General features: G+C 64.0%; 19 protein-coding genes and 1 riboswitch. Of the genes, 9 read left to right on the top strand and 10 right to left on the bottom strand.

The annotated features are described in order from the left end of the window. Positions 1 to 11 precede the first annotated feature (11 nt). Positions 12 to 91, bottom strand: a riboswitch (SAM riboswitch). A gap of 203 nt (positions 92 to 294) precedes the next feature. Genes AB8A38_RS22850 through AB8A38_RS22840 form a run of 3 tightly spaced genes read left to right on the top strand, consistent with a single transcriptional unit; the run spans position 295 to position 3,216 of the window. Further along, positions 295 to 1,146, top strand: a complete 852-nt coding sequence (locus AB8A38_RS22850; RefSeq protein ID WP_315843991.1) for a chorismate mutase — start codon at positions 295 to 297, stop codon at positions 1,144 to 1,146. Between the two features lie 26 nt (positions 1,147 to 1,172). Then, positions 1,173 to 2,276, top strand: coding sequence for a histidinol-phosphate transaminase (gene hisC / locus AB8A38_RS22845; protein WP_315843992.1), 1,104 nt, complete (start codon positions 1,173 to 1,175; stop codon positions 2,274 to 2,276). A 1-nt stretch (position 2,277) separates the two neighbouring features. Beyond that, positions 2,278 to 3,216: a prephenate/arogenate dehydrogenase family protein gene (locus AB8A38_RS22840; RefSeq protein WP_315843993.1), complete on the top strand. Its 939-nt coding sequence runs from the start codon at positions 2,278 to 2,280 to the stop codon at positions 3,214 to 3,216. A gap of 126 nt (positions 3,217 to 3,342) precedes the next feature. Here the strand turns inward: AB8A38_RS22840 and AB8A38_RS22835 are convergent, their stop codons facing one another. Further along, positions 3,343 to 4,533, bottom strand: coding sequence for a DUF2125 domain-containing protein (locus tag AB8A38_RS22835; RefSeq protein WP_439088588.1), 1,191 nt, complete (start codon positions 4,531 to 4,533; stop codon positions 3,343 to 3,345). A gap of 127 nt (positions 4,534 to 4,660) precedes the next feature. Here AB8A38_RS22835 and AB8A38_RS22830 point away from each other — a divergent pair, with 127 nt between their 5' ends. Then, on the top strand, positions 4,661 to 5,218 hold the full coding sequence (locus AB8A38_RS22830) for a gamma-glutamylcyclotransferase (protein WP_089267609.1): 558 nt from the start codon (positions 4,661 to 4,663) through the stop codon (positions 5,216 to 5,218). Between the two features lie 7 nt (positions 5,219 to 5,225). Here AB8A38_RS22830 and AB8A38_RS22825 read toward each other — a convergent pair whose 3' ends face one another. The 4 genes from AB8A38_RS22825 to ftsE form a co-directional block, all read right to left on the bottom strand. Then, entirely contained in the window at positions 5,226 to 5,999 is a 774-nt protein-coding gene (locus AB8A38_RS22825; RefSeq protein WP_315843994.1) for a lysophospholipid acyltransferase family protein, read from the bottom strand. A gap of 26 nt (positions 6,000 to 6,025) precedes the next feature. Continuing rightward, positions 6,026 to 6,751 (bottom strand): YdcF family protein, encoded by a 726-nt coding sequence (locus AB8A38_RS22820; protein ID WP_439087513.1) that lies wholly within the window; start codon positions 6,749 to 6,751, stop codon positions 6,026 to 6,028. Positions 6,752 to 6,831: 80 nt separating this feature from the next. Next, positions 6,832 to 7,803 carry a cell division protein FtsX gene (locus AB8A38_RS22815; RefSeq protein WP_439087512.1) on the bottom strand — a complete coding sequence of 324 codons (972 nt, stop codon included), beginning with the start codon at positions 7,801 to 7,803 and terminating at the stop codon, positions 6,832 to 6,834. Further along, the gene (ftsE, locus tag AB8A38_RS22810) at positions 7,796 to 8,455 is read right to left on the bottom strand and encodes a cell division ATP-binding protein FtsE (protein ID WP_068729180.1); all 660 of its coding nucleotides are present in this window, start codon (positions 8,453 to 8,455) and stop codon (positions 7,796 to 7,798) included. The genes AB8A38_RS22815 and ftsE overlap by 8 nt, the downstream gene beginning before the upstream one ends. Before the next feature lie 128 nt (positions 8,456 to 8,583). On the opposite strand from ftsE, the gene AB8A38_RS22805 reads away from it, so the two are divergent. Together AB8A38_RS22805 and AB8A38_RS22800 are read left to right on the top strand one after the other, a co-directional pair. Then, positions 8,584 to 9,447, top strand: a complete 864-nt coding sequence (locus AB8A38_RS22805; RefSeq protein ID WP_439087510.1) for an MJ0042-type zinc finger domain-containing protein — start codon at positions 8,584 to 8,586, stop codon at positions 9,445 to 9,447. Positions 9,448 to 9,462: 15 nt separating this feature from the next. Continuing rightward, positions 9,463 to 9,840, top strand: coding sequence for a response regulator (locus AB8A38_RS22800; RefSeq protein ID WP_439087508.1), 378 nt, complete (start codon positions 9,463 to 9,465; stop codon positions 9,838 to 9,840). A gap of 203 nt (positions 9,841 to 10,043) precedes the next feature. Here the strand turns inward: AB8A38_RS22800 and AB8A38_RS22795 are convergent, their stop codons facing one another. The 4 genes from AB8A38_RS22795 to argH form a co-directional block, all read right to left on the bottom strand. After that, positions 10,044 to 12,665: a TIGR02302 family protein gene (locus tag AB8A38_RS22795; RefSeq protein ID WP_439087507.1), complete on the bottom strand. Its 2,622-nt coding sequence runs from the start codon at positions 12,663 to 12,665 to the stop codon at positions 10,044 to 10,046. Between the two features lie 316 nt (positions 12,666 to 12,981). Then, entirely contained in the window at positions 12,982 to 14,247 is a 1,266-nt protein-coding gene (gene lysA / locus AB8A38_RS22790) for a diaminopimelate decarboxylase (protein ID WP_439087505.1), read from the bottom strand. Between the two features lie 6 nt (positions 14,248 to 14,253). After that, positions 14,254 to 14,538, bottom strand: coding sequence for an LPS translocon maturation chaperone LptM (gene lptM / locus AB8A38_RS22785; RefSeq protein ID WP_089267832.1), 285 nt, complete (start codon positions 14,536 to 14,538; stop codon positions 14,254 to 14,256). Between the two features lie 92 nt (positions 14,539 to 14,630). Beyond that, positions 14,631 to 16,028, bottom strand: coding sequence for an argininosuccinate lyase (gene argH / locus AB8A38_RS22780; protein WP_439088587.1), 1,398 nt, complete (start codon positions 16,026 to 16,028; stop codon positions 14,631 to 14,633). A gap of 141 nt (positions 16,029 to 16,169) precedes the next feature. Between argH and tlpA the strand changes: the two genes are divergently transcribed. The 3 genes from tlpA to AB8A38_RS22765 all read left to right on the top strand — a co-directional run bounded on the left by tlpA (position 16,170) and on the right by AB8A38_RS22765 (position 17,752). Then, positions 16,170 to 16,844, top strand: a complete 675-nt coding sequence (gene tlpA / locus AB8A38_RS22775; protein ID WP_439087504.1) for a thiol:disulfide interchange protein TlpA — start codon at positions 16,170 to 16,172, stop codon at positions 16,842 to 16,844. A 150-nt stretch (positions 16,845 to 16,994) separates the two neighbouring features. Next, a complete protein-coding gene (locus AB8A38_RS22770) occupies positions 16,995 to 17,354 on the top strand; it encodes a DUF1428 domain-containing protein (protein ID WP_315844001.1) in 360 nt (119 codons plus the stop codon). A 20-nt stretch (positions 17,355 to 17,374) separates the two neighbouring features. Further along, positions 17,375 to 17,752, top strand: a complete 378-nt coding sequence (locus AB8A38_RS22765) for a VOC family protein (RefSeq protein ID WP_439087502.1) — start codon at positions 17,375 to 17,377, stop codon at positions 17,750 to 17,752. 41 nt (positions 17,753 to 17,793) lie between these two features. Here the strand turns inward: AB8A38_RS22765 and AB8A38_RS22760 are convergent, their stop codons facing one another. Next, entirely contained in the window at positions 17,794 to 19,005 is a 1,212-nt protein-coding gene (locus AB8A38_RS22760) for an MFS transporter (protein WP_439087501.1), read from the bottom strand. Between the last annotated feature and the right edge of the window lie 3 nt (positions 19,006 to 19,008).

The raw sequence follows: 19,008 nt of genomic DNA, 5'->3' as shown, positions 1-19,008 counted from the left end.
GCTCGGCCGGGATCAAACTGTCCCCGGCCTGTTTAGCGAGTTGTTTAACGTGGCTGCAAGCCGGCCGGCTCAAATGACCACGGAAGAACCCAGAAACTAGTCCCACACCCGCCTGCCGTCAATATGGGCATCCCCCGGTCAAATTGCCCAACTGCCCTGCGGCCAAATCCTCCATGTTTTCTTTGCTTTCCGGCACCGTCTTACCTAATCAATGGCCGTGCCCGCCGGCTCCCCGGAGCCGGCCCGGCAAGCTTGACGGGACCTATCACGCCTCCCGTCCCGAAGGTTTTGAACATGTCGAAATTACCACCCGCTCCGCCCTCGCTGGATGAACTGCGCAAAGAGATCGACAGCATCGACGCGCAGGTTCACGCCCTGTTGATGCAGCGCGGCGACATCATCGACCGGCTGATTTCGGTGAAGCAGACCCAAGAGGTCGGCTCCGCCTTCCGGCCGGCGCGCGAGGCCGACATGATGCGCCGTCTGGTGCAGCGCCATCGCGGCATCCTGCCGATCGACACCGTCGAGAGCATCTGGCGGGTGATCATCTCGACTTTCACTTACGTTCAGGCGCCGTTCTCGGTGCATGCGGATCTGTCGCTCGGCGAAAGCGCGATGCGGGATTCCGCGCGCTTTCATTTCGGCTTCACCGTGCCTTACGTCGCGCATTTCAGCGCCGCCGCAGCGGTCGAGGCCGTGGCCAAGTCCAAGGGCGATCTCGCGCTTGTCTCGGCGACGTCCAGCCGCACGCCATGGTGGATTCCACTGGAAGCCCAGGGCGCGCCGAAGATCATCGCACGCCTGCCGTTCATCGAACGCGCCGACCATCCGGCCGCGCTTCCCGTGTTTGTGGTGTCGCGCGTCGCCGACAGCGCCATGGTGACCGAAGTCGAGATGTGGAGCGTGCGAGTATCCGGCTGGAATGCCGAGACCGCGCGCGCGCTGTCGCCGCTGGCCGAAATCGTCGCCGTGCCGGATACCGCCTTTGACGGTGCAGCGCTGCTGATCTCAATCACCTCGGCCTCGAGCCTCGACAAGATCAAGTCGGCGCTGATCGAGGCTGGTGCCTCGGTGCGCTCCACGGCTCTCGTCGGCAGCCACGCAACCCGCTATACCGTGCCCGCCGGCGGCGCACCGCGCTCGTAAGCCAATCTGACGTTCTGGAGTTGAAGATGTCCCGTCCTGTGCCGAAGCCCGGCATTCTCGATATCGCGCCCTACACCCCTGGCAAGAGCCCGGTGGTGGAGCCGGGCCGCAAGACCTACAAGCTGTCGGCCAACGAGACGCCGTTCGGCCCATCGTCGCGCGCCAAGGACGCCTTTGCCACCGCTGTCGCGCATCTCGAGGATTATCCGGAAGGCACGTCGAAGGTACTGCGCGAGGCGCTCGGCCACCGCTTCGGCCTCGATCCCGCGCAGATCATCTGCGGTGCCGGCTCCGACGAAATTCTCAACCTGATTGCGCATGTCTATCTCGGCCCCGGCGACGAGGCGATTTCGACCGCACACGGCTTCCTGGTCTACCCAATCGCTACCCAGGCGAACGGCGCCACCAATGTGGTCGCTCCGGAAACCAACTTCACCTGCAACGTCGACGCGATTCTGAACTGCGTCACGCCGCGCACCAAGCTGGTGTGGCTGGCGAACCCGAACAACCCGACCGGCACCTATCTGCCGTCCGCCGAGATCAAGCGCCTGCGCGCCGGCCTGCCGGAGCACGTGCTGCTGGTGCTCGACGCCGCGTATTGGGACTACGTGACCAAGGGCGACTACGACAACGGCCTGGAGTTGGCGAAGACCACCGAGAATACCGTCGCCACCTACACCTTCTCGAAGGTGCACGGCCTGGCTGCCTTGCGGATCGGCTGGATGTTCGGCCCTGCGCACATCGTCGATGCGATGAACCGGATTCGTGGGCCGTTCAACGTCTCGGCGCCAGCGATGATGGCCGCGGTGGGGGCGATCGAGGACACCGGCCATGTCGAGATGTCGCGCACGTACACCGCCAAGTGGATCGGCATCCTGACCGAGGAAATCACCAAACTCGGCATCGAGGTGACGCCAAGCGTGGCCAATTTCTTGCTGATGCATTTTCCGGCGACCGGCAAGACCGCAGCGGATGCCGATGCGTTCCTGACCAGGCGCGGGCTGGTGCTGCGCGCCGTGACCAATTACGGCCTGCCGAACTCGCTGCGCATGACCATCGGCACCGAGGAAGCCAACAGGCTGGTGATCGAGACACTGCGTGAATTCATGGCATCGAATTCGGGGCAATGACGTGAGCGCCACGCCGCCCTTCAAACGTATCGCGCTGATCGGGCTTGGCCTGATCGGCTCGTCGCTAGCGCGCGGCATCCAGCAGCTCGGCCTTGCCGGTGAATTGGTTGCCACCGACAATTCGGCGGCCGTGCGCGCGCGCGCCGTCGAGATCAAACTCGCCGATCGCATAGCCGACGACAATGCCAGCGCGGTAAAGGATGCCGATCTCGTCATCGCCTGCGTACCCGTCGGCGTGGCGGGCGACGTGGCAAAGAGCATCGCGGCGCATCTTTCGCCTGGCGCGATCGTCTCCGACGTCGGTTCGGTGAAAGCCTCCGTGCTGCATGCGATGTCGGAATATCTGCCGGACAACATCCACTTCATTCCCGCGCATCCGGTCGCCGGCACGGAAAACTCCGGTCCGGATTCCGGCTTCGCCGAATTGTTCAGCAATCGCTGGTGCATCCTGACGCCGCCTGAGGGCGCGGATCCCGCAGCCGTCGAGAAGCTCACCGGCTTCTGGGCTGCACTCGGCGCCAATGTCGAGATCATGCAGGCCGCGCATCACGACTTGGTGCTCGCGGTCACCAGCCATCTGCCGCATCTGATCGCTTATACAATCGTAGGCACGGCCGACGAGCTCGAAGACGTCACGAGGTCGGAAGTGCTGAAGTTCTCCGCGGGCGGTTTCCGCGATTTCACCCGTATCGCAGCATCAGACCCGACCATGTGGCGCGACGTATTCCTCGCCAACAAGGACGCGGTGCTGGAAATGCTCGGTACCTTCCAGGAAGACCTGTCGAAGCTGACCCGCGCCATCCGCCGCGATGACGGCGATGCGCTGTTCGAGCATTTCACCCGGACGCGTGCGATCCGCCGCGGCATCGTGAGTATCGGTCAGGATGAAGCGGCGCCGGACTTCGGGCGCAAGCATCAGGCCCTGACGAAGAAGGACTGAGCGCAGGACCAACAGCCGTCATTGCGAGCGAAGCGAAGCAATCCAGCCTTACTTGCTTTGCGGCTTCTGGATTGCCGCGTCGCTTCGCTCCTCGCAATGACGTGGAGAGGCCGGTGAACCTCACGCCTAAAACAGCGGCGGGATCTGCGCCACGCGCAGCGGCCCGAGGAACACCGCGCCATCGACGAATTTCAGCGGGAACGACCGCGCCGCTTTACCTTCCAGGACAGCCGCAGTCCCGATCGAATTGACGCCGGCGGCAAGGCCGCTGCCGGCGTTCTTGCGTACGACATTGCCGAGACCGGGGATCGCGCGATCCAGCGCACCGAGGATGTTGTTGACGTCCTGCGATTTCACGCCGGGCGCAATGCGATCCAGCGCCTCCTGAGGCACGCCCATCTCCAGCAACTTGTCGATCCCGAGGGCGGCGATAGCCTTGTCCAGCCCCGCCACGGTCATCTGCAATTCGCCGTCGAGATTGCCCGCGGCGGTCAGACCGAGCGAGCCCGTCGCCAGCGAGAGGATCTCGCCCTGCTGGACGCGCGACTGCACGATCTCGACGCGCCCACCTGCAGCTTGAAGCTCGCGGAAACGCTGCGGCCACGGCTTGGGCGAGACATCCTTGAGGCCGCTGAGCAATGCGCGGATATCGGCATCGAACGGCGCCGCGAGGATCGGATGAACATCGGCAATGCTGCCGCTCCTGATCTGCAGGGCCGTCTCGATCACCGGCTTGTCCGGCGTCGAATTCGCTGCCGTGCGGCCATGCAATTCGACCTGTTTGGCACGTGCGGTCGGCGCCTGTACCGAGCCGGCAAAGCGGTCGAGCGACACGTCGTCGAACACAATGTCGGCACTGTCAGGCGTACCCGGCAGACCGGTGATGCTGCTGCGCGCGGAGGCCCAATTCATCACCATTGCCGGCTGGCCGCGATCGGACAGGACAGCCGGCGCGGTGAATTCGGCGACCAGGAGCCGCGGCGTGTAGATCTGCGCAACCACGACGATCTCACCGAGCTTCGCGGTGATCGGCACCTGCGTCGCATTCTGGGTGGCCGTTTGCGAGGTCAGCGAAACGCTGACACCGCTGCAGCGGACTTCGAGCCGGAACGGGAAGCCGGAGACCGAACGGTTGGCGCAATCATAGACGCGGCCGGCCGCGGCCTCTCGGGCGCGCCAGATATCGACGTTTTCGTCGACCTTGGACGCGGCATAGAACCAGAAGCCGCTCCACGCCACCGCAAGGACGACGATGATGACGGGCAGGATGAAAATCGGCCAGAGGCGGCGCTGGGTGGGCTGTGCATATTCGGACATGGCGGGACGTAGATCGCATGATTTTGTCAAATCGGCGATCCCTTTCATGGGGTTATCCTGTCGTCGCAGGGCCACATTGCAGGAAATCAAGATCGCCCGGGCCCAAGGTTTCTGCTAGGTCGGCAGGATGACCGCGAAAATCACCGCCGAGCCCGATTCCGACAGCGATCTCTGGGTGTTCGGCTATGGCTCGCTGATGTGGCGGCCGGGCTTCGAGTTCATCGAACAGGTCCCAGCCCGGCTGATCGGCGAACATCGGGCGCTCTGCGTCTATTCCTTTGACCACCGCGGCACGCCGGAAAAGCCCGGCCTCGTGCTCGGCCTGGACCGCGGCGGCGCCTGCCGCGGCATTGCCTTTCGCGTGGCGGCCAAGCTGCGCCACGACACCATCGCCTATCTCAGGGAGCGCGAGCAGACCACCCATGTCTATCGCGAGGTGATGCGCTCGGTCTGGCTGGATGACGTGGAGCGCACCCGCGTCAGCGCGCTGGCCTATGTGGTCGATCGCGGCCATGTGCAATATGCCGGACGATTGAGCCTCAGCGAACAATTGCACTTCGTGCGGCAGGGCCACGGGCGTTCCGGACTTAACCGCGATTACGTGCTTTCGACCGTGAAGGCCATCGAGGCCGAAGGTTTTCGTGACGCGCAGCTCCATCAGTTGGCAGCGATGCTGCACGAGTGACCCAGCGCTAGCTCTCTTTCACCGCCACATTCGGCACGCGCCCGAAGATCGTCGCCTGCTCCGCGCGCGCCTCGGCAACGATGCGATCGGTGGCTGCCTCGATCGACGTGCTGATCGCCGCGATGAATTCCTTGCGTGGCAGGCCGGGCGGCAACGGGTCGAGAAACTCCACCACCAGCGTGCCGGGATAGCGCAGGAAAGTGCGGCGCGGCCAGAACAGGCCGGAATTCAGCGCCACCGGCAGACACGGCGCGCCGGATTTGGCGTAGATCTGCGCGACACCGGGTTTGTAGTCCGGTGGTGCCTCGACAGGCCGACGCGTGCCTTCGGGAAAGATAATGAGCTGACGGCCGAGCTGGATTTCTTCGGTGGCGCGCTTGGCCATATCGATGAGCGAACGCGCCCCGCCATCGCGATCGACGCCGATCATCTTCGACTTCTTGAGGTACCAGCCAAAGAACGGAATCTGCCCGAGCTCGCGCTTGTAGATGAACAGCGGCCGATCGAAGAACGGCATCAGCGCGAAGGTCTCCCACATCGATTGATGTTTCGAGGCGACCACCAGCGGCCCCGCCGGAATTTTCTCGAGACCGCGATAATCGACCCTGGTGTTGCAGACGATACGCATGAGCCAGATGCTGCTGGTCGCCCACGCTTTCGCGATCGCCATGAAGGCGCGCGGCGGCATCACGAAGGTTGGAATCGCCACCAGGATCCAGAACACCAGCAGCACATAGAACAGCACGTTGTAGATCAACGAACGCACGAATATCGAAGTCATGGTGTTCCGATCAGCTCAATTGCAGTTCAATTCGCAGACGCCGTGGCCGGCCGGCGTTGCGGCGCGTCGCTCTGCTGGTCGCTGCCGGAATCCGGCATCAGATCAATGCCGATATTCGCCAGCCGCACCCGCGCTTCAGCCGCGAGATATTTGACATACTCCGATAGCAGCAACCGCAGCGTCGGGCCACTGGTCCACCACGGTTCGTCACGCCATTTGTCGCCAATCACCGAAAACGGAATCAGCTCGATATCCGGCATCTCATGTGACATTTCGACGATCGCGCGCGGCATGTGATAATTCGACGTCACCACGATCAGCGACTTGAAGCCGCGCTCATGGACCCAGCGTTTGGTCTCCACCGCGTTGCTGCGGGTGTTGACGGCGGAGCGGTCGAGATCGACGCAACAATCCAGCAGCCGCTGGCTGTCCGGCAGTGTGCGCGAGATATTGGCCGCACCGTTGGTGGGATGCACGCCGGAGATCAGCAACCGTTTGCCGAAGCCATTGGCGAGCAGTTCGAGCGCATCCGCAACGCGCGACGACCCGCCGGTCAGGACCACGATGCCGTCGGCATTGGCGGATGGCTTCAATTCGCCACTGCGGAGTTGCGCAAGAAACGCAACGAAGCCGATGGCGCCGACCATGAAAGACAGCGCGAACGCGACCACGAGTGCCGCACGGATGACGCGCCGCCGCGGTGGCGCGGCGACGTGCATCTCCGTGGTGTCCTGGTCGTCGAGCAAGGTCATCGGTCTGGCGTTTGGTCCTTTAGAAGCAATCTTAGGTATTTTTCGGCGCCTTGGCGATGCCACCGCCCGTGCCTGACGCGTTACTCGATATCGTTCAGCGTCGAGAACAATGTGCGGCGCGATGCCCAGGCGGTAATTCCTGCTATCAGGAGCGCTTGCCCCGCCACTGCGAGATAGCCTGACGACCGCAGCGAGAACGTCCCCAGCAATGCGGCGAACTGGTCGCCCACCGGCGTGCCGGAAAACCAGCTCGCGATCGACTCCGAAAATCCGAACATCAGCATCGCGGCACCGCCGCCAATGATACCGCCCTGCAGGCCAAGCCGCAGAAAATGGCGGAAGAAGCGATTGGCGATATAGCGGTCGCCCGCGCCGACGAAATGCAGCACTTCGACGATCGGCCGGTTCGCCGCCATCGCGCCGCGCGTCGCAAAGGATACAGAGATAATGGTGGCGATAATAACCAGCGCAAGGATGCCGAGCCCGGCCAGCATCGTTGCCGATGTCATCGAGCGCATCCGCTCGACCCAGGCGCGGTGATCGTCAACGCTGGCCGAGGGCACAGCCTGCGTCACCCGTTTGCGCAAGCCAACGATATCGAGCGCCGCGCCTGGAGTGACGCGCGCAATGATCACGCGCGGCACCGGCAGGTCGTCGAGTGACAGTCCCGTACCGAGCCACGGCTCCAGCAACTGCGCCGATTGCTCCCGGCTATAGGGCTGCACCTCGACAATCCCCGGCTGCCCGCGAATGGCATCGGTCACCGCCTGCGTATCGCGGTCAAGATCGCGGCCGCCCTGCGGCTTCACCTGGATGGTGATTTCGCTGGCGACTTCCGATTGCCATTCCGACGCCGAGGCGCTGATCAGCAGCACCGCGCCTGTGGTGATGGAGGCGAGGAAGGTCATGATGGCGACGACGGCGACCAGCGCGCGGCCGGCGATCGAGCCGCGCGGCACGATCGGGGATGCGTTGCGCGCCTTCGCCGGGACCTGCGGGCGATCGGTGCCGAGGTCCATCAGCGGGCCGTGTTCTTCGCCGATTCTACTCATAGATATGCAGCCGGCCTTGATGCAGCACCATGCGCCGCGCGTCGTATTGATCCATCAATGTAATATCGTGGGTCGCGATAATCACCGCGGTGCCCGACTTGTTGAGTTCGATGAACAGCCGCAGCAGACGCCGGCCCAGCGTCGGATCGACGTTGCCCGTCGGCTCGTCCGCCAGCAGCAGCATGGGCCGCGCGATCACCGCGCGCGCAATGGCCGCGCGCTGCTTCTCGCCGCCTGACAGGATCGGCGGCAGCGCATCCATGCGATCGCCCAGCCCGACCCATTTCAGGAGATCGATGACCTCGCGCCGATAGCTGGACTCCTCACGCCCCATCACCCGGAACGGCAGCGCGACATTCTCATAGGTCGTCATATGGTCGAGCAGGCGGAAATCCTGCAGCACGATACCGATGCGCTTGCGCAAGTCGGCGATCTCGTCCTTGCCGAGCAGCGAGATATCCTGGCCGAACAGATTGACCAACCCGCGGGTCGGCCGCAGCGACAGGAACAGCAGGCGCAGCAGCGAGGTCTTGCCGGCGCCGGAGGGACCGGTCAGGAACTGGAACGAATGCGCAGGGATCTGGAAATTGAGGTCGCGCAGAATCTCCGGGCCAAGCCCGTAGCGCAAACCAACATTTTCGAACCGGACCACATTCAGCTCCGTTCGATGGGTTCAAAAAGCCTCAAAAAGACGGTCAATTGCTTGTGCGGCCGTTATGGTTTCCGATTCGTTAACGGTCGTCTTGTAGCCTGCCGGCCATGTCATCGGCTATCGGCTCCATGCATATCGTTTGCCCCAATTGCACGACGTCCTACGCCGTGAACCCGGCCACGTTCGGCGATGCCGGACGGACGGTGCGCTGCGCCCGCTGCAAAGAGGTCTGGCTGGCGCGGCCGGAGGACCTCTCCCGGGCCGAAGCCCGTGTTCCCGCCATGGCGGCGAAGGCCAGCGAGCCCGATCCGAACGAGGACATGAGCGCTTGGGGCGTGACCGAGGACGACGACGCCTCCGCGCCGAACGTTCCGGTGGTCGAAAGCCCGTCGATTTCAGCCGACTGGCCGGTCGATGCCAACGATCGTACCGAGGAGGCCGACTGGGCCACGCTGGCGCAGCACGACGCGGTGGCCGCGATGCGGGCCACCCCGCCATCGCGCCTTGCCGCGCTAGGTCGTTTCGTACCGTCGCTTCCGCGCCTATTCGTCATGCCGAAGCACAGTCTGCCGATCGCTACCGCGACCATGGCGTCGCTGTTGCTCGCACTGGTGATCTGGCGCGTCGATCTGGTCAAGCTGATGCCGCAGACCGCAACTTTCTATCAGGCGGTCGGCCTCGACGTGAATGTGCGCGGCCTTGCCTTCAAGGACGTCAAGGTCACCACCGAGACCGTCGATGGCAAGTCGGTCTTGCTCATCGAAGGCCTGATCGTGTCAGAGACCCGCATCCCCACCGCATTGCCACGCCTGCGTTTCGTGGTACGCGACGAGAAGGGGACTGAAATATATGGCTGGAACGCCGTGCTCGAACAGCCCGGCCTCAATCCCGGCGACAAGACATGGTTTCGATCGCGGCTGGCCTCCCCGCCCGCCGAAGGCCGCAGTATCGATGTACGCTTCTTCAACAAGCGTGACGTCGCCGGCGCGTAAGTCTGAGGAGTTGTCGTGGCGCGTATCCTGATTGCAGATGACGAAGAATCGATGCGGCTGCTGGTCGGCCGCGCCATCGCCATGGATGGCCACGAGATCGTCACGGCCGAAGACGGCGCCGAGGCGCTGGAGATTCTCAACGAGCAGGGCGGCGCATTCGACCTGCTGCTGACCGACATTAAGATGCCCATCATGGACGGCATTGCGCTGGCGCTGGCCGTCGCGCGCGATTTCCCCGACCTCACGATCCTGCTGATGACCGGTTATGCCGACCAGCGCGAACGCGCGACGGGCCTGAATGCGATCGTGCACGATGTGGTGACGAAGCCGTTTTCGGTGGCGGATATCCGCACTGCCGTGGCGGATGCGCTGGCGGTGAAGAACAAGGGATAGAGGGCTCTTTCTTATCCCTCCCCCAAGCGGCGAAGCCGCGCAGTGGGGAGGGTGGCTGGCCGAAGGCCAGACGGGTGGGGTCGTGCCATAAACGCCGCTCTCACTTGCTGAAGCACCCCACCCCGGCCTATCGGCCGACCCTCCCCGCTGCGCTTCGCTTGGGGGAGGGAAACCACTGGCACCGGCGCTTCCTAACTCCGCCCTCAATAATCCTTCAGCAGCCGCTCGATATAATCCAGTTCGAGCTGCGGCCGGGTCGTGTCGCCGAGGCGACGACGCAACTCTTCCAGGATTCTCCGCACGCGCTGCACGTCGATCTCGCCGGGAATCTTCACCGTGAGGTCGTCGCCGAGTTCGCGGCCACGCAGTGGACGCCCGAGCGGATCGCTTTGCCGGCCACCGCTCTGCTGGCGGCCGGGATTGTTGCCGGGGCCGTCGTTCTGGCCTTCACCCTCGCCCTGCTGCATGGCCTGCGCGAGCTTCTGGGCGCCCTTGCGGAGCGCATCGAGCGCCTTGCCCTGCGAACCCACCGCGCCGTCGGCATTGCCCTCGCCGAGCTGGCCGCCGGCATCGCCCATGGCGCTGTCGGCATCGCCGAGACCATCACCGTCGCCGTCACCGTCGGCGTCCGCCTGATCGTCGCCGCCTTGACCTTGGCCCTGCCCTTGCTGGCCCTGCTGGCCTTTTTGCCCTTGCTGTCCTTTTTGGCCCTTCTGCCCCTGGCCCATCCCCTGCTTGGCGAGCTGGTCCTGCAGCTGCTTGAGGCGGTCGCGCAGATTCTGCTGATCCTGCTGCAGATCGCCCATACCCTGCTCGCCCTGCTTGCCGCGGCGGCGCTCGTTGCGCTGGTCCTGGCCCTGCTTGAAAGTCTTGTCGCGCAACTGCTGCTGCTTGCGGATCATGTCCCCAAGCTCGTTCATCGCCTGATCCATCTCGCTGTCGCCAGACTGGCCGGGCTGCGCCATCTGCAGGTTTTCCAGCATCTGCTGCATCTGTTCGAGCAACTGCTTGGCGGCGTCCTTGTCGCCTGAGCGCGACAACCGCTCCATGCGCTCGATCATGTTGTTGAGGTCCTGTTGCCGCATCACCTTGGTGTTCTTGTCGAGCGGACGCGCCAGCTGCTGCGGATTCTGCTTCATCTGCTCGGCGAGCTGCTTCAGGAAATTGTCCAGCGCCGCACGCAGGTTCTCGGTGAGCTTCTTGATCTCTTCGTCGCTGGCGCCGCGCTCCAATGCCTGCTTCAGCGCGTCCTGTGCCGCCTTCAGCGCCTTGTCGACATCGGTGATGTCGCCGTCCTCGATGGTGACGGCGAGCGCCCAGAGGCTGGCGACGACTTCTTTCAGGGCCGCGTCGGTGCGGGCGCGTTCGATCTGGGTGGCAACACTGCGCAGCCCGAGATATTGACCGGCTTCCGGCGTGAAAGCTTCCGGCGCGATCATCAGGGCCTGCAGCGCGAAGGAAACCTGGCCGCGCTGATTGGCGTCGAGTGCCAGGATACGGCGCTGTTCGATCAGCGCGCGCGGCAGCGGCTTGGTGAACAGCCGCTCCGGCAGTCGCATGCTGAAGGGCTCGCTTTTGCCCTCGTTGCCCGACTCATCCTTCGCGGTCAGCGTCAGCGTGACATCGGCGCCGGCATAGGGATCCTCGCTGAGATCCTTGACGGTCTGGCCGACGCCGTTGCGCGTGCGCGCATTTGGCAGCACCAGCGCAAAGGACGGCGCATCGAACAGCGGCCGCGGCTTGGCGGCTTCCTTGATGCCATCCTTGGTCTCGGCGGGACGCGCCGCGAATTGCGCATGGGCTTCGGTAACGCCGTAGTCGTCCTCGAGCTTGTAGGACATCTGCAGCGAACCGCGGGTCTGACGCTCCGGGTCCTTGGCGAGCGCGATGGTCGGCGGACGATCACCCGTTGCCGTGAACTTCCACTGCGGCTGGCCGGACGGCGCACGAACATGTGCTGTCCCATCAGACGTGATGGTGAAATGCTTTTCGTTGGTACCCTTCGGGGCTTCCGCCGTCGGCGCGACGTCAGCGACACCGCCGGTGAGAACGACATCAAGCGCTCCACCGCTGGAGCGCACGATCAGCGTCGAGCCCGACGGCACCGGCAATGCAGCGGCATCGGCCGTGGACGCATCCTTGTTGGCGGCAGACAGGATGATCGGCGGCTTGCCCGTGTAAGGCGGCGGCGTGATCCAGGCATCGACGCGCACATTCGCCGGCGCCAGCACGCCGTTCCAGTCGAACGCCGCCATGATCCGTGCGCCGCGCTCGCCACTGGCGGCAAACCAGGTGGCGAACAGCAGCACGACGACGATGGCGCGTAGCGCCCAAGGGTCATGGATCGCGAGGCGCGGCGACGGCAGGCCGGCGCGGATTTTCTTGAGCGAGGCCAGCGTACGCTCGCGCTGAACCAGCCACAGCGCCCGGGCCATCGGGTCCTGCGACGACAGCGTGTCGGTCAGCGCCGTTGCGGGGCGATGCGCAATCCCGGTGCCGCGATCGAGGCGCGACAAGCCCTCTTCACGCGACGGCCAGCGAAACTTCAGGAGAGGAACGAGCGTCGCCAGCGCGGCGATGACGAACAACGCAAGACCGATGGCGCGCGCAGTAGAAGGAAGCGTCAGCCACAGACCGGCCCAGGACGCCACCAGAAACAACCCGACGACACTGAGCAGCCGGGCCAGATGCGGCCACCCCCGCTCCCAGCCAATCGCCAGCCGGGCACGCTGCAGCGCCTGCGCGAGCTGAAGCTGCGCCACCGCCTGTCGATCGGCATTTGGATCGTGTGGTGGTTGTGGTCGGTCGGGGGGCGCAGCGCTCAACGACGATCTCCGATGTTACCGCACGACACACTAGCACGGCGGCGGCAATGAGGCATGGCACGGGGGGCCATCCGTGCACATGCAAAGCCTGAGCCTAAGTCGATTCGGAGCGATTGGGGTCACGAAGGCGTGAGGGGTCTTTGTAAGGGAACGCCGGCCGTGCGCTCCTTCGCCCCGCTCTTGCGGGGAGAGGGTGGGGTGAGGGCTCTTCGAGATCCGCCTACCTGCGCTTGAGCTTGAAGAGAGCCCTGTACCCCGCCCCTCACCCGCCGCGACCTCTCCCCGCGCAAGTGCGGGGAGAGGTAAAATCACCGCCTCACAACCAGGGCGCGGCCTTGTCCATGGCGATCAGCTGCTCGACTTCGATCCGCGGGCGGACCACCGCATATTGATCGTCCTTCACCAGCACTTCCGGGACCAGCGCGCGGGTGTTGTAGGTTCCCGCCTGCACGGCGCCATAGGCACCGGCGGTCATGATCGCGAGCAGATCGCCGGACTTCAGCTCCGGGAGCTTGCGGTCGAGGGCGAGGTAATCGCCGGTCTCACAGACCGGGCCGACAACGTCGACGGCCGCCAGCTTCGCGCCGGGTGCGGGCGCCGCCACCGGCAGGATCTCGTGATAGGCCTCGTACAGAGTCGGCCGGATCAGATCGTTCATGGCTGCATCGATGATGACGAAGGTCTTGCCGTCGCCATGCTTCACATGGATGACGCGCGCGACGAGAATGCCGGCATTGCCGACGATCATCCGGCCGGGCTCGAACATCAGCGTGCAGCCGAGATTATGCGTCACGCGCTTGACCATGGCCGCATAGGCCATCGGCTCCGGCGGCGCGGCGCGGTCCTCGTAATAGGGAATGCCGAGACCGCCGCCGAAATCGACATGCGAAATCGTGTGGCCGTCGTTGCGCAGCACGGTGACGAAATCGGCCAGGATGCGAAATGCCTGCTCCATCGGAGCGAGATCGGTGATCTGGCTGCCGATATGCATATCGACGCCGGTGACCTCAATGCCCGGCAGCTTCGCAGCGCGGGCATAGACCTCGCGTGCCTTGCTGATGGGGATGCCGAACTTGTTTTCGGACTTGCCGGTGGAGATCTTGGCATGCGTGCCGGAATCGACATCGGGATTCACGCGGATCGAGATCCGCGCCGTACGGCCGGTCTCGCTGGCGATCTCCGACAGCAATGCGAGTTCAGGCTCCGACTCGATATTGAGGCAGAGAATATCCTCATCGAGCGCCAGCCGCAGTTCATCCGCGGTCTTGCCGACGCCGGAAAACACGATCTTCTTCGGCGGGATGCCAGCGGCCAGCGCGCGCTTCAACTCACCACCGGAGACCACATCAGCGCCCGCGCCGAGCTTGGCCAGCGTGCGCAGCACCGACTGGTTGGAATTCGCCTTCATGGCGTAGCAGACCAGCGCCTTGGTATCGGCGAAGGCGTCGGTGAAGACGCGATAGTGCCGCTCCAGCGTTGCGGTCGAATAGCAATAGAACGGCGTGCCGATGGCATCCGCCATTTCGGCAATATCAACGCCTTCGGCGTGCAGCACGCCGTTGCGATAGTCGAAATGGCGCATGGCGAGTTAGTCCAGGATCGGATCGAGCAGGAACGGCTTCTTGCGACCACGGGTCGCCGCCGGCGGGCCCTCATCCACACCGTTCGAGGGCGCGAACACGTCCCTGCCCTTATTCGCAGCCGACTGTGCATCGGGATCGGCCGCCGGAGCGCCGGTACCCATCGGCTGCGCGGACGCCTGTGGCGGCAGATCGAGGCCGCCCTTACGGCCGCAGCCAGCCAGCGCCAAAGCAGAAGCGGTCAGAACGAGAATGGCCCATCGCGCGGACGCAGGGCGGGTCGGACAAGTCACAGCGAAATCCCCAAATGCGGGCGCACCATACAAAGATTGCCACGCTCTGGCGAGACCCCGAAATCCATTGAATTTTCGCACGCCAAGCCCGATCAGCCCAATTTCCGCTCTTTTTCCAGTCGCTTGAGCCAGGCCTTCGCCTGCGACGTCACATTCTTCGGCGCCGTGCCGCCATAGCTGACCCGGCTCTTCACCGAGGCTTCCACCGACAGCACCTTCATCACTTCTGCCGTGATCTTCGATTCCACCGCCTGCATCTCCTTCAGGTCGAGCTCATGCAACGCCACGCCCTTCTTGGTGGCGATGCCGACGATCCGGCCGGTGACGTGGTGCGCCTCGCGGAATGGCATTTTCAGCGTCCGCACCAGCCAGTCCGCCAGATCGGTGGCCGTGGCATAGCCCTCGCCGGCGGCGGCCTTCATGCGCTCCTCGTTGGGCACGAGATCGCGAACCATGCCGGCAATCGCGCGGATCGCCAGCGACAGCGCCGAATAGGCCTCCATCGCGCCGGCTTTGTCCTCCTGCATGTCCTTCTGATAGGCCAGCGGCAGACCCTTCATGACAATCAACAATCCGGTGAGCGATCCGATCACGCGGCCGGTCTTGGCGCGGACCAGTTCGGCCGCATCCGGATTGCGCTTCTGCGGCATGATCGAGGAGCCGGTGGTGAACTTGTCGGAGAGTCTGACGAGACCGACCAGCGGCGAGGTCCAGATCACGATCTCCTCGGCGAAGCGCGACAGATGCACGGCCGCGATGGAAGCCGCCGACAGCGTCTCAAGTACGAAATCGCGGTCCGACACCGCATCGAGCGAATTCGCCATCGGGCGATCGAAGCCCAGCGCCTTGGCCGTGGCATGGCGGTCGATCGGGAACGAGGTGCCGGCCAGCGCCGCGGCGCCGAGCGGGCTTTCATTGAGACGCTTGCGCGCATCGGCGAAACGGCCGCGATCGCGCGACACCATTTCCACATAGGCCAGCAGATGATGACCGAAGGTCACCGGCTGCGCAGTCTGCAGATGGGTGAAGCCAGGCATGACCGTCTCCGCATGTTCCAGCGCACGATCGACCAATGCCCGCTGCAGCGACGCAAAGGCCGCGTCGATCTCGTCGATCGTATCGCGCACGAACAGCCTGAAGTCGGTCGCCACCTGATCGTTGCGCGAACGCGCGGTGTGCAGACGGCCGGAGGCCGGGCCGATCAGCTCGCCGAGCCGGCTCTCCACATTCATGTGAATGTCTTCGAGCGCACGCTTGAATGTGAACGAGCCCTTGGTGATCTCTGACAGGATCGTGTCTAGACCCCCCGCGATATTTTTCGCATCTTTCGCGGTGATAATCCCTTGCGCGGCAAGCATCGCAGCATGGGCCTTGGATGCGGTAATGTCCTGGGCATAAAGGTGGCGATCGACGTCGATGGAGACATTGATTTCCTCCATGATGGCGTCAGGGCTTTCATCGAACAGCCCACCCCACATCTTGTTGCTCACATTGGAGCCCTTACCGTCGTTGCCGGACTTGCCGTTGCCCTTGCGCGAAGCCATGAATTGTCACTCATCTTTAACCGCAGCCGACGGATCGTCCGTCGCCAACCGTTGCATAGCCCTAACTGAGACCGAATGACAAACCCTATGCCCGACCAGCCTGCCCCCCGTCCGGCCAAACGCCGCCTGATCGTGCTCGGCGCGGTGCTCGTAGGCGCCGTGATCGGCTTTGCCGCGGTATCCAATATGGATCGGCTGCGGCAGCAGGCTGCACCAGGCGATCCGACCTGTGCGCCGGCCATAGCGCTGTCGAAGAAGATCGAACCGCTGGCGCGCGGCGAAGTCGCCGGCCTGACCATGGCCAGGACGCCGCTGAAATTGCCGGACCTCGCTTTCAGGGATGCCGACGGCCAGGAGAAGAAGCTGTCCGACTGGCGCGGCCGGACGGTGCTGGTGAACCTGTGGGCCACCTGGTGCGTGCCCTGCCGCAAGGAAATGCCGGCGCTGAATAACCTCGAGACGAAGCTCGGCGGCCCGGATTTCCAGGTCGTTGCGATCAATATCGACACCCGCGACGCCGAGAAGCCGAAGGCGTTCCTGAAAGAGGGCGGCCTCAACCGGCTGGATTATTTCACCGACACCTCGGCCAAGGTGTTCCAGGACCTCAAGGGCATCGGCCGCGCGCTGGGCATGCCAACCTCGGTGCTGATCGACGGCAAGGGTTGCGAGATCGCAACCATCGCCGGCCCCGCCGAATGGGACAGCGAAGACGCCATCAAGCTACTGAAAGCGGCGGTGAAGCCCGCCGCAGCGAGTTTCTGAGACCGCGGCATAAACGACTGCGACATACGGCCGCCTGCCCCAGCCGCGAAATCCCCGGCCATCCTGTCGGATGGACGCAATGACGTTCGTCTTGAAAACAACCGGGCTTCACGCCCGGCGCTTTTGCATGACAGCAGGGAGAAACGACCGATGGCCTATACTGACGGATTCATTGTTCCGGTGCCGAAGAAGAACCTCGCCGCCTATCGCAGCCTCGCACGCAAGGCCGGCAAAATCTGGCGCGAATACGGCGCGCTCGACTATCATGAATATGTTGCCGATGACGTCAGCGTTGGCAAATGGACCTCGTTCCCGCGCAGCGTGAAGCTGAAACCTGACGAGACCGTCGTGTTTTCCTATATCATCTACAAGTCACGCAAGGATCGCGACCGCATCAATGCGAAGGTGATGAAGGATCCGCGCCTCGCCAAGATGATGGATCCTAAGGCGATGCCGTTCGATGCCAAGCGCATGATCTATGGTGGCTTCAAGACGCTGGTTTCGGTCTGATGCAATAGTGGGAGGACGCCATGACGCCGCACGGCCATTTCAACTGGAATGAATTCGTGACGCGCGATCCCGAGCGCGCGAAAGCCTTCTATCAGGAGACCATCGGCTGGACCTATCAGGCCAAGACGCTGGCCGGCGGTGGCATCTACTGGATCGCAATGATGGACAATGTGCCGGTCGGCGGCATCTTCCACGCCGAAGGTCCGGGCTACGAGAATGTCCCCGATGGCTGGATGCCGTATCTGGCGGTCGACGATGTCGATATCAGAGTGAAGAAAGCTGTCGCGGCCGGCGCGACGCTGATGCGGCCGGTATTCGACATTCCCGATGTCGGCCGGCTCGCAATCCTGCTGCAGCCCGGCGGCGCCGGGATCGGCTGGATCACGCCGTTCGCGTAAGAGAAGCCGAGAGGCAGCAAGCTGCTGCCTCTCTTCTCGCTTCAAGCCACCACCTCACCGCTGCGCGACAGCGACACGAGCAGTGCGCCCGCCAGCGTCGCCGCTGCAAGATAACCAACGGAACCAAACGGGCCGAAGCCATCGACCAGAAGGCCGCCGACCACTGCGCCGACCGTGATCGCGACCTGGAAAGCCGAGACGAGCAGACCACCCGCAGATTCAGCTTCGTCCGATGCGACCCGCACCATCCACGTCTGGAAGCCAACCGGCAGGACGCCGAATGCAAAGCCCCAGAGGCCCACCGCGATGCCTGCGACAAGGCCCGAACTGCCGAAAACAACCAGAACCAGCGCGAGCACGGCGATGGCCGCAGACCCCGTGACGATCGCAAGTTTCGCACTGCGGGCGACAAGCACCCCGCCCGCGAAATTGCCGAAGAAGCCGCCGACGCCATAAGCGAGCAGGACGATTGAGATTGCAGTGACCGGAAGCTTCGGCACCTGCTCGAGGAAATGCCGGACGTAAGTGAAGCCGGCGAAGTGGCCCGAGATACTGACGGCGATCGCGATCATCACGAGCCGGACACTGGGCCGACGCATCAGCACGAACAGCGTACGCACATCCGGTGATGTGAGCGGCGGCAAGCGCGGTAACGTCAGCATCTGAAAGACAAGCACGACGGCGCTGACGGCGGCGGCCAGCAAAAACACGCTCCGCCAACCCCAGAGATCGCCGAGATATGCGCCGATCGGCGCAGCACTGACAGTGGCGATCGAAACGCCGCTGAAAATCAGCGAGATCGCGCGCGGCAGCGCCTCCGCCGGAACAAGTCGCATCGCGGTGGCGGTTGCCATCGCCCAAAAGCCGCTGAGACTGATGCCGAGCAGCACGCGGGCAAACAACAGGATCGGCAGGTTGCTCGCCGTCGCCGACAGCAGGTTGGACACGATCAGCAGCACCGTCAGCAGCCACAGGACGAGGCGGCGATCCATGGCGCGTGTCACGATGGCGGTGGCCAGCCCGGCGATGATCCCGACGAGGGAGGTCGCCGTGACCACCTGCCCGGCAGCGCCAACAGAGACACCGAGATCACTGGCGATCGGCGTGAGCAGACTGGCGGGCAGGAATTCAGCAGTGACCTGGCTGAACGCGCCAAGCATCAAGGAGACAACAGCCGCCCAGGCCGGGTTCGCCCGCTCAGTGGTTACGGGAGAAATATCGGCATCAAGTGCGGCAGTGGCGGAATCAGTCATGGC

The organism is Tardiphaga sp. 839_C3_N1_4, from assembly GCF_051811045.1.
Lineage (GTDB): Bacteria > Pseudomonadota > Alphaproteobacteria > Rhizobiales > Xanthobacteraceae > Tardiphaga.
This window is presented reverse-complemented; position numbering and strand designations above follow the sequence as displayed.

Excerpts from the sequence above, each read along its gene's own strand:
- tlpA (WP_439087504.1), top strand. The coding sequence starts at position 16,170 with ATGCCCGACCAGCCTGCCCCCCGTCCGGCCAAACGCCGCCTGATCGTG.
- AB8A38_RS22835 (WP_439088588.1), bottom strand. The coding sequence starts at position 4,533 with ATGTCCGAATATGCACAGCCCACCCAGCGCCGCCTCTGGCCGATTTTC.
- lysA (WP_439087505.1), bottom strand. The coding sequence starts at position 14,247 with ATGCGCCATTTCGACTATCGCAACGGCGTGCTGCACGCCGAAGGCGTT.
- AB8A38_RS22760 (WP_439087501.1), bottom strand. The coding sequence starts at position 19,005 with ATGACTGATTCCGCCACTGCCGCACTTGATGCCGATATTTCTCCCGTA.
- AB8A38_RS22770 (WP_315844001.1), top strand. The coding sequence starts at position 16,995 with ATGGCCTATACTGACGGATTCATTGTTCCGGTGCCGAAGAAGAACCTC.
- AB8A38_RS22820 (WP_439087513.1), bottom strand. The coding sequence starts at position 6,751 with ATGACCTTGCTCGACGACCAGGACACCACGGAGATGCACGTCGCCGCG.
- AB8A38_RS22850 (WP_315843991.1), top strand. The coding sequence starts at position 295 with ATGTCGAAATTACCACCCGCTCCGCCCTCGCTGGATGAACTGCGCAAA.
- AB8A38_RS22830 (WP_089267609.1), top strand. The coding sequence starts at position 4,661 with ATGACCGCGAAAATCACCGCCGAGCCCGATTCCGACAGCGATCTCTGG.
- AB8A38_RS22815 (WP_439087512.1), bottom strand. The coding sequence starts at position 7,803 with ATGAGTAGAATCGGCGAAGAACACGGCCCGCTGATGGACCTCGGCACC.
- hisC (WP_315843992.1), top strand. The coding sequence starts at position 1,173 with ATGTCCCGTCCTGTGCCGAAGCCCGGCATTCTCGATATCGCGCCCTAC.
- AB8A38_RS22765 (WP_439087502.1), top strand. The coding sequence starts at position 17,375 with ATGACGCCGCACGGCCATTTCAACTGGAATGAATTCGTGACGCGCGAT.
- AB8A38_RS22805 (WP_439087510.1), top strand. The coding sequence starts at position 8,584 with ATGCATATCGTTTGCCCCAATTGCACGACGTCCTACGCCGTGAACCCG.
- AB8A38_RS22825 (WP_315843994.1), bottom strand. The coding sequence starts at position 5,999 with ATGACTTCGATATTCGTGCGTTCGTTGATCTACAACGTGCTGTTCTAT.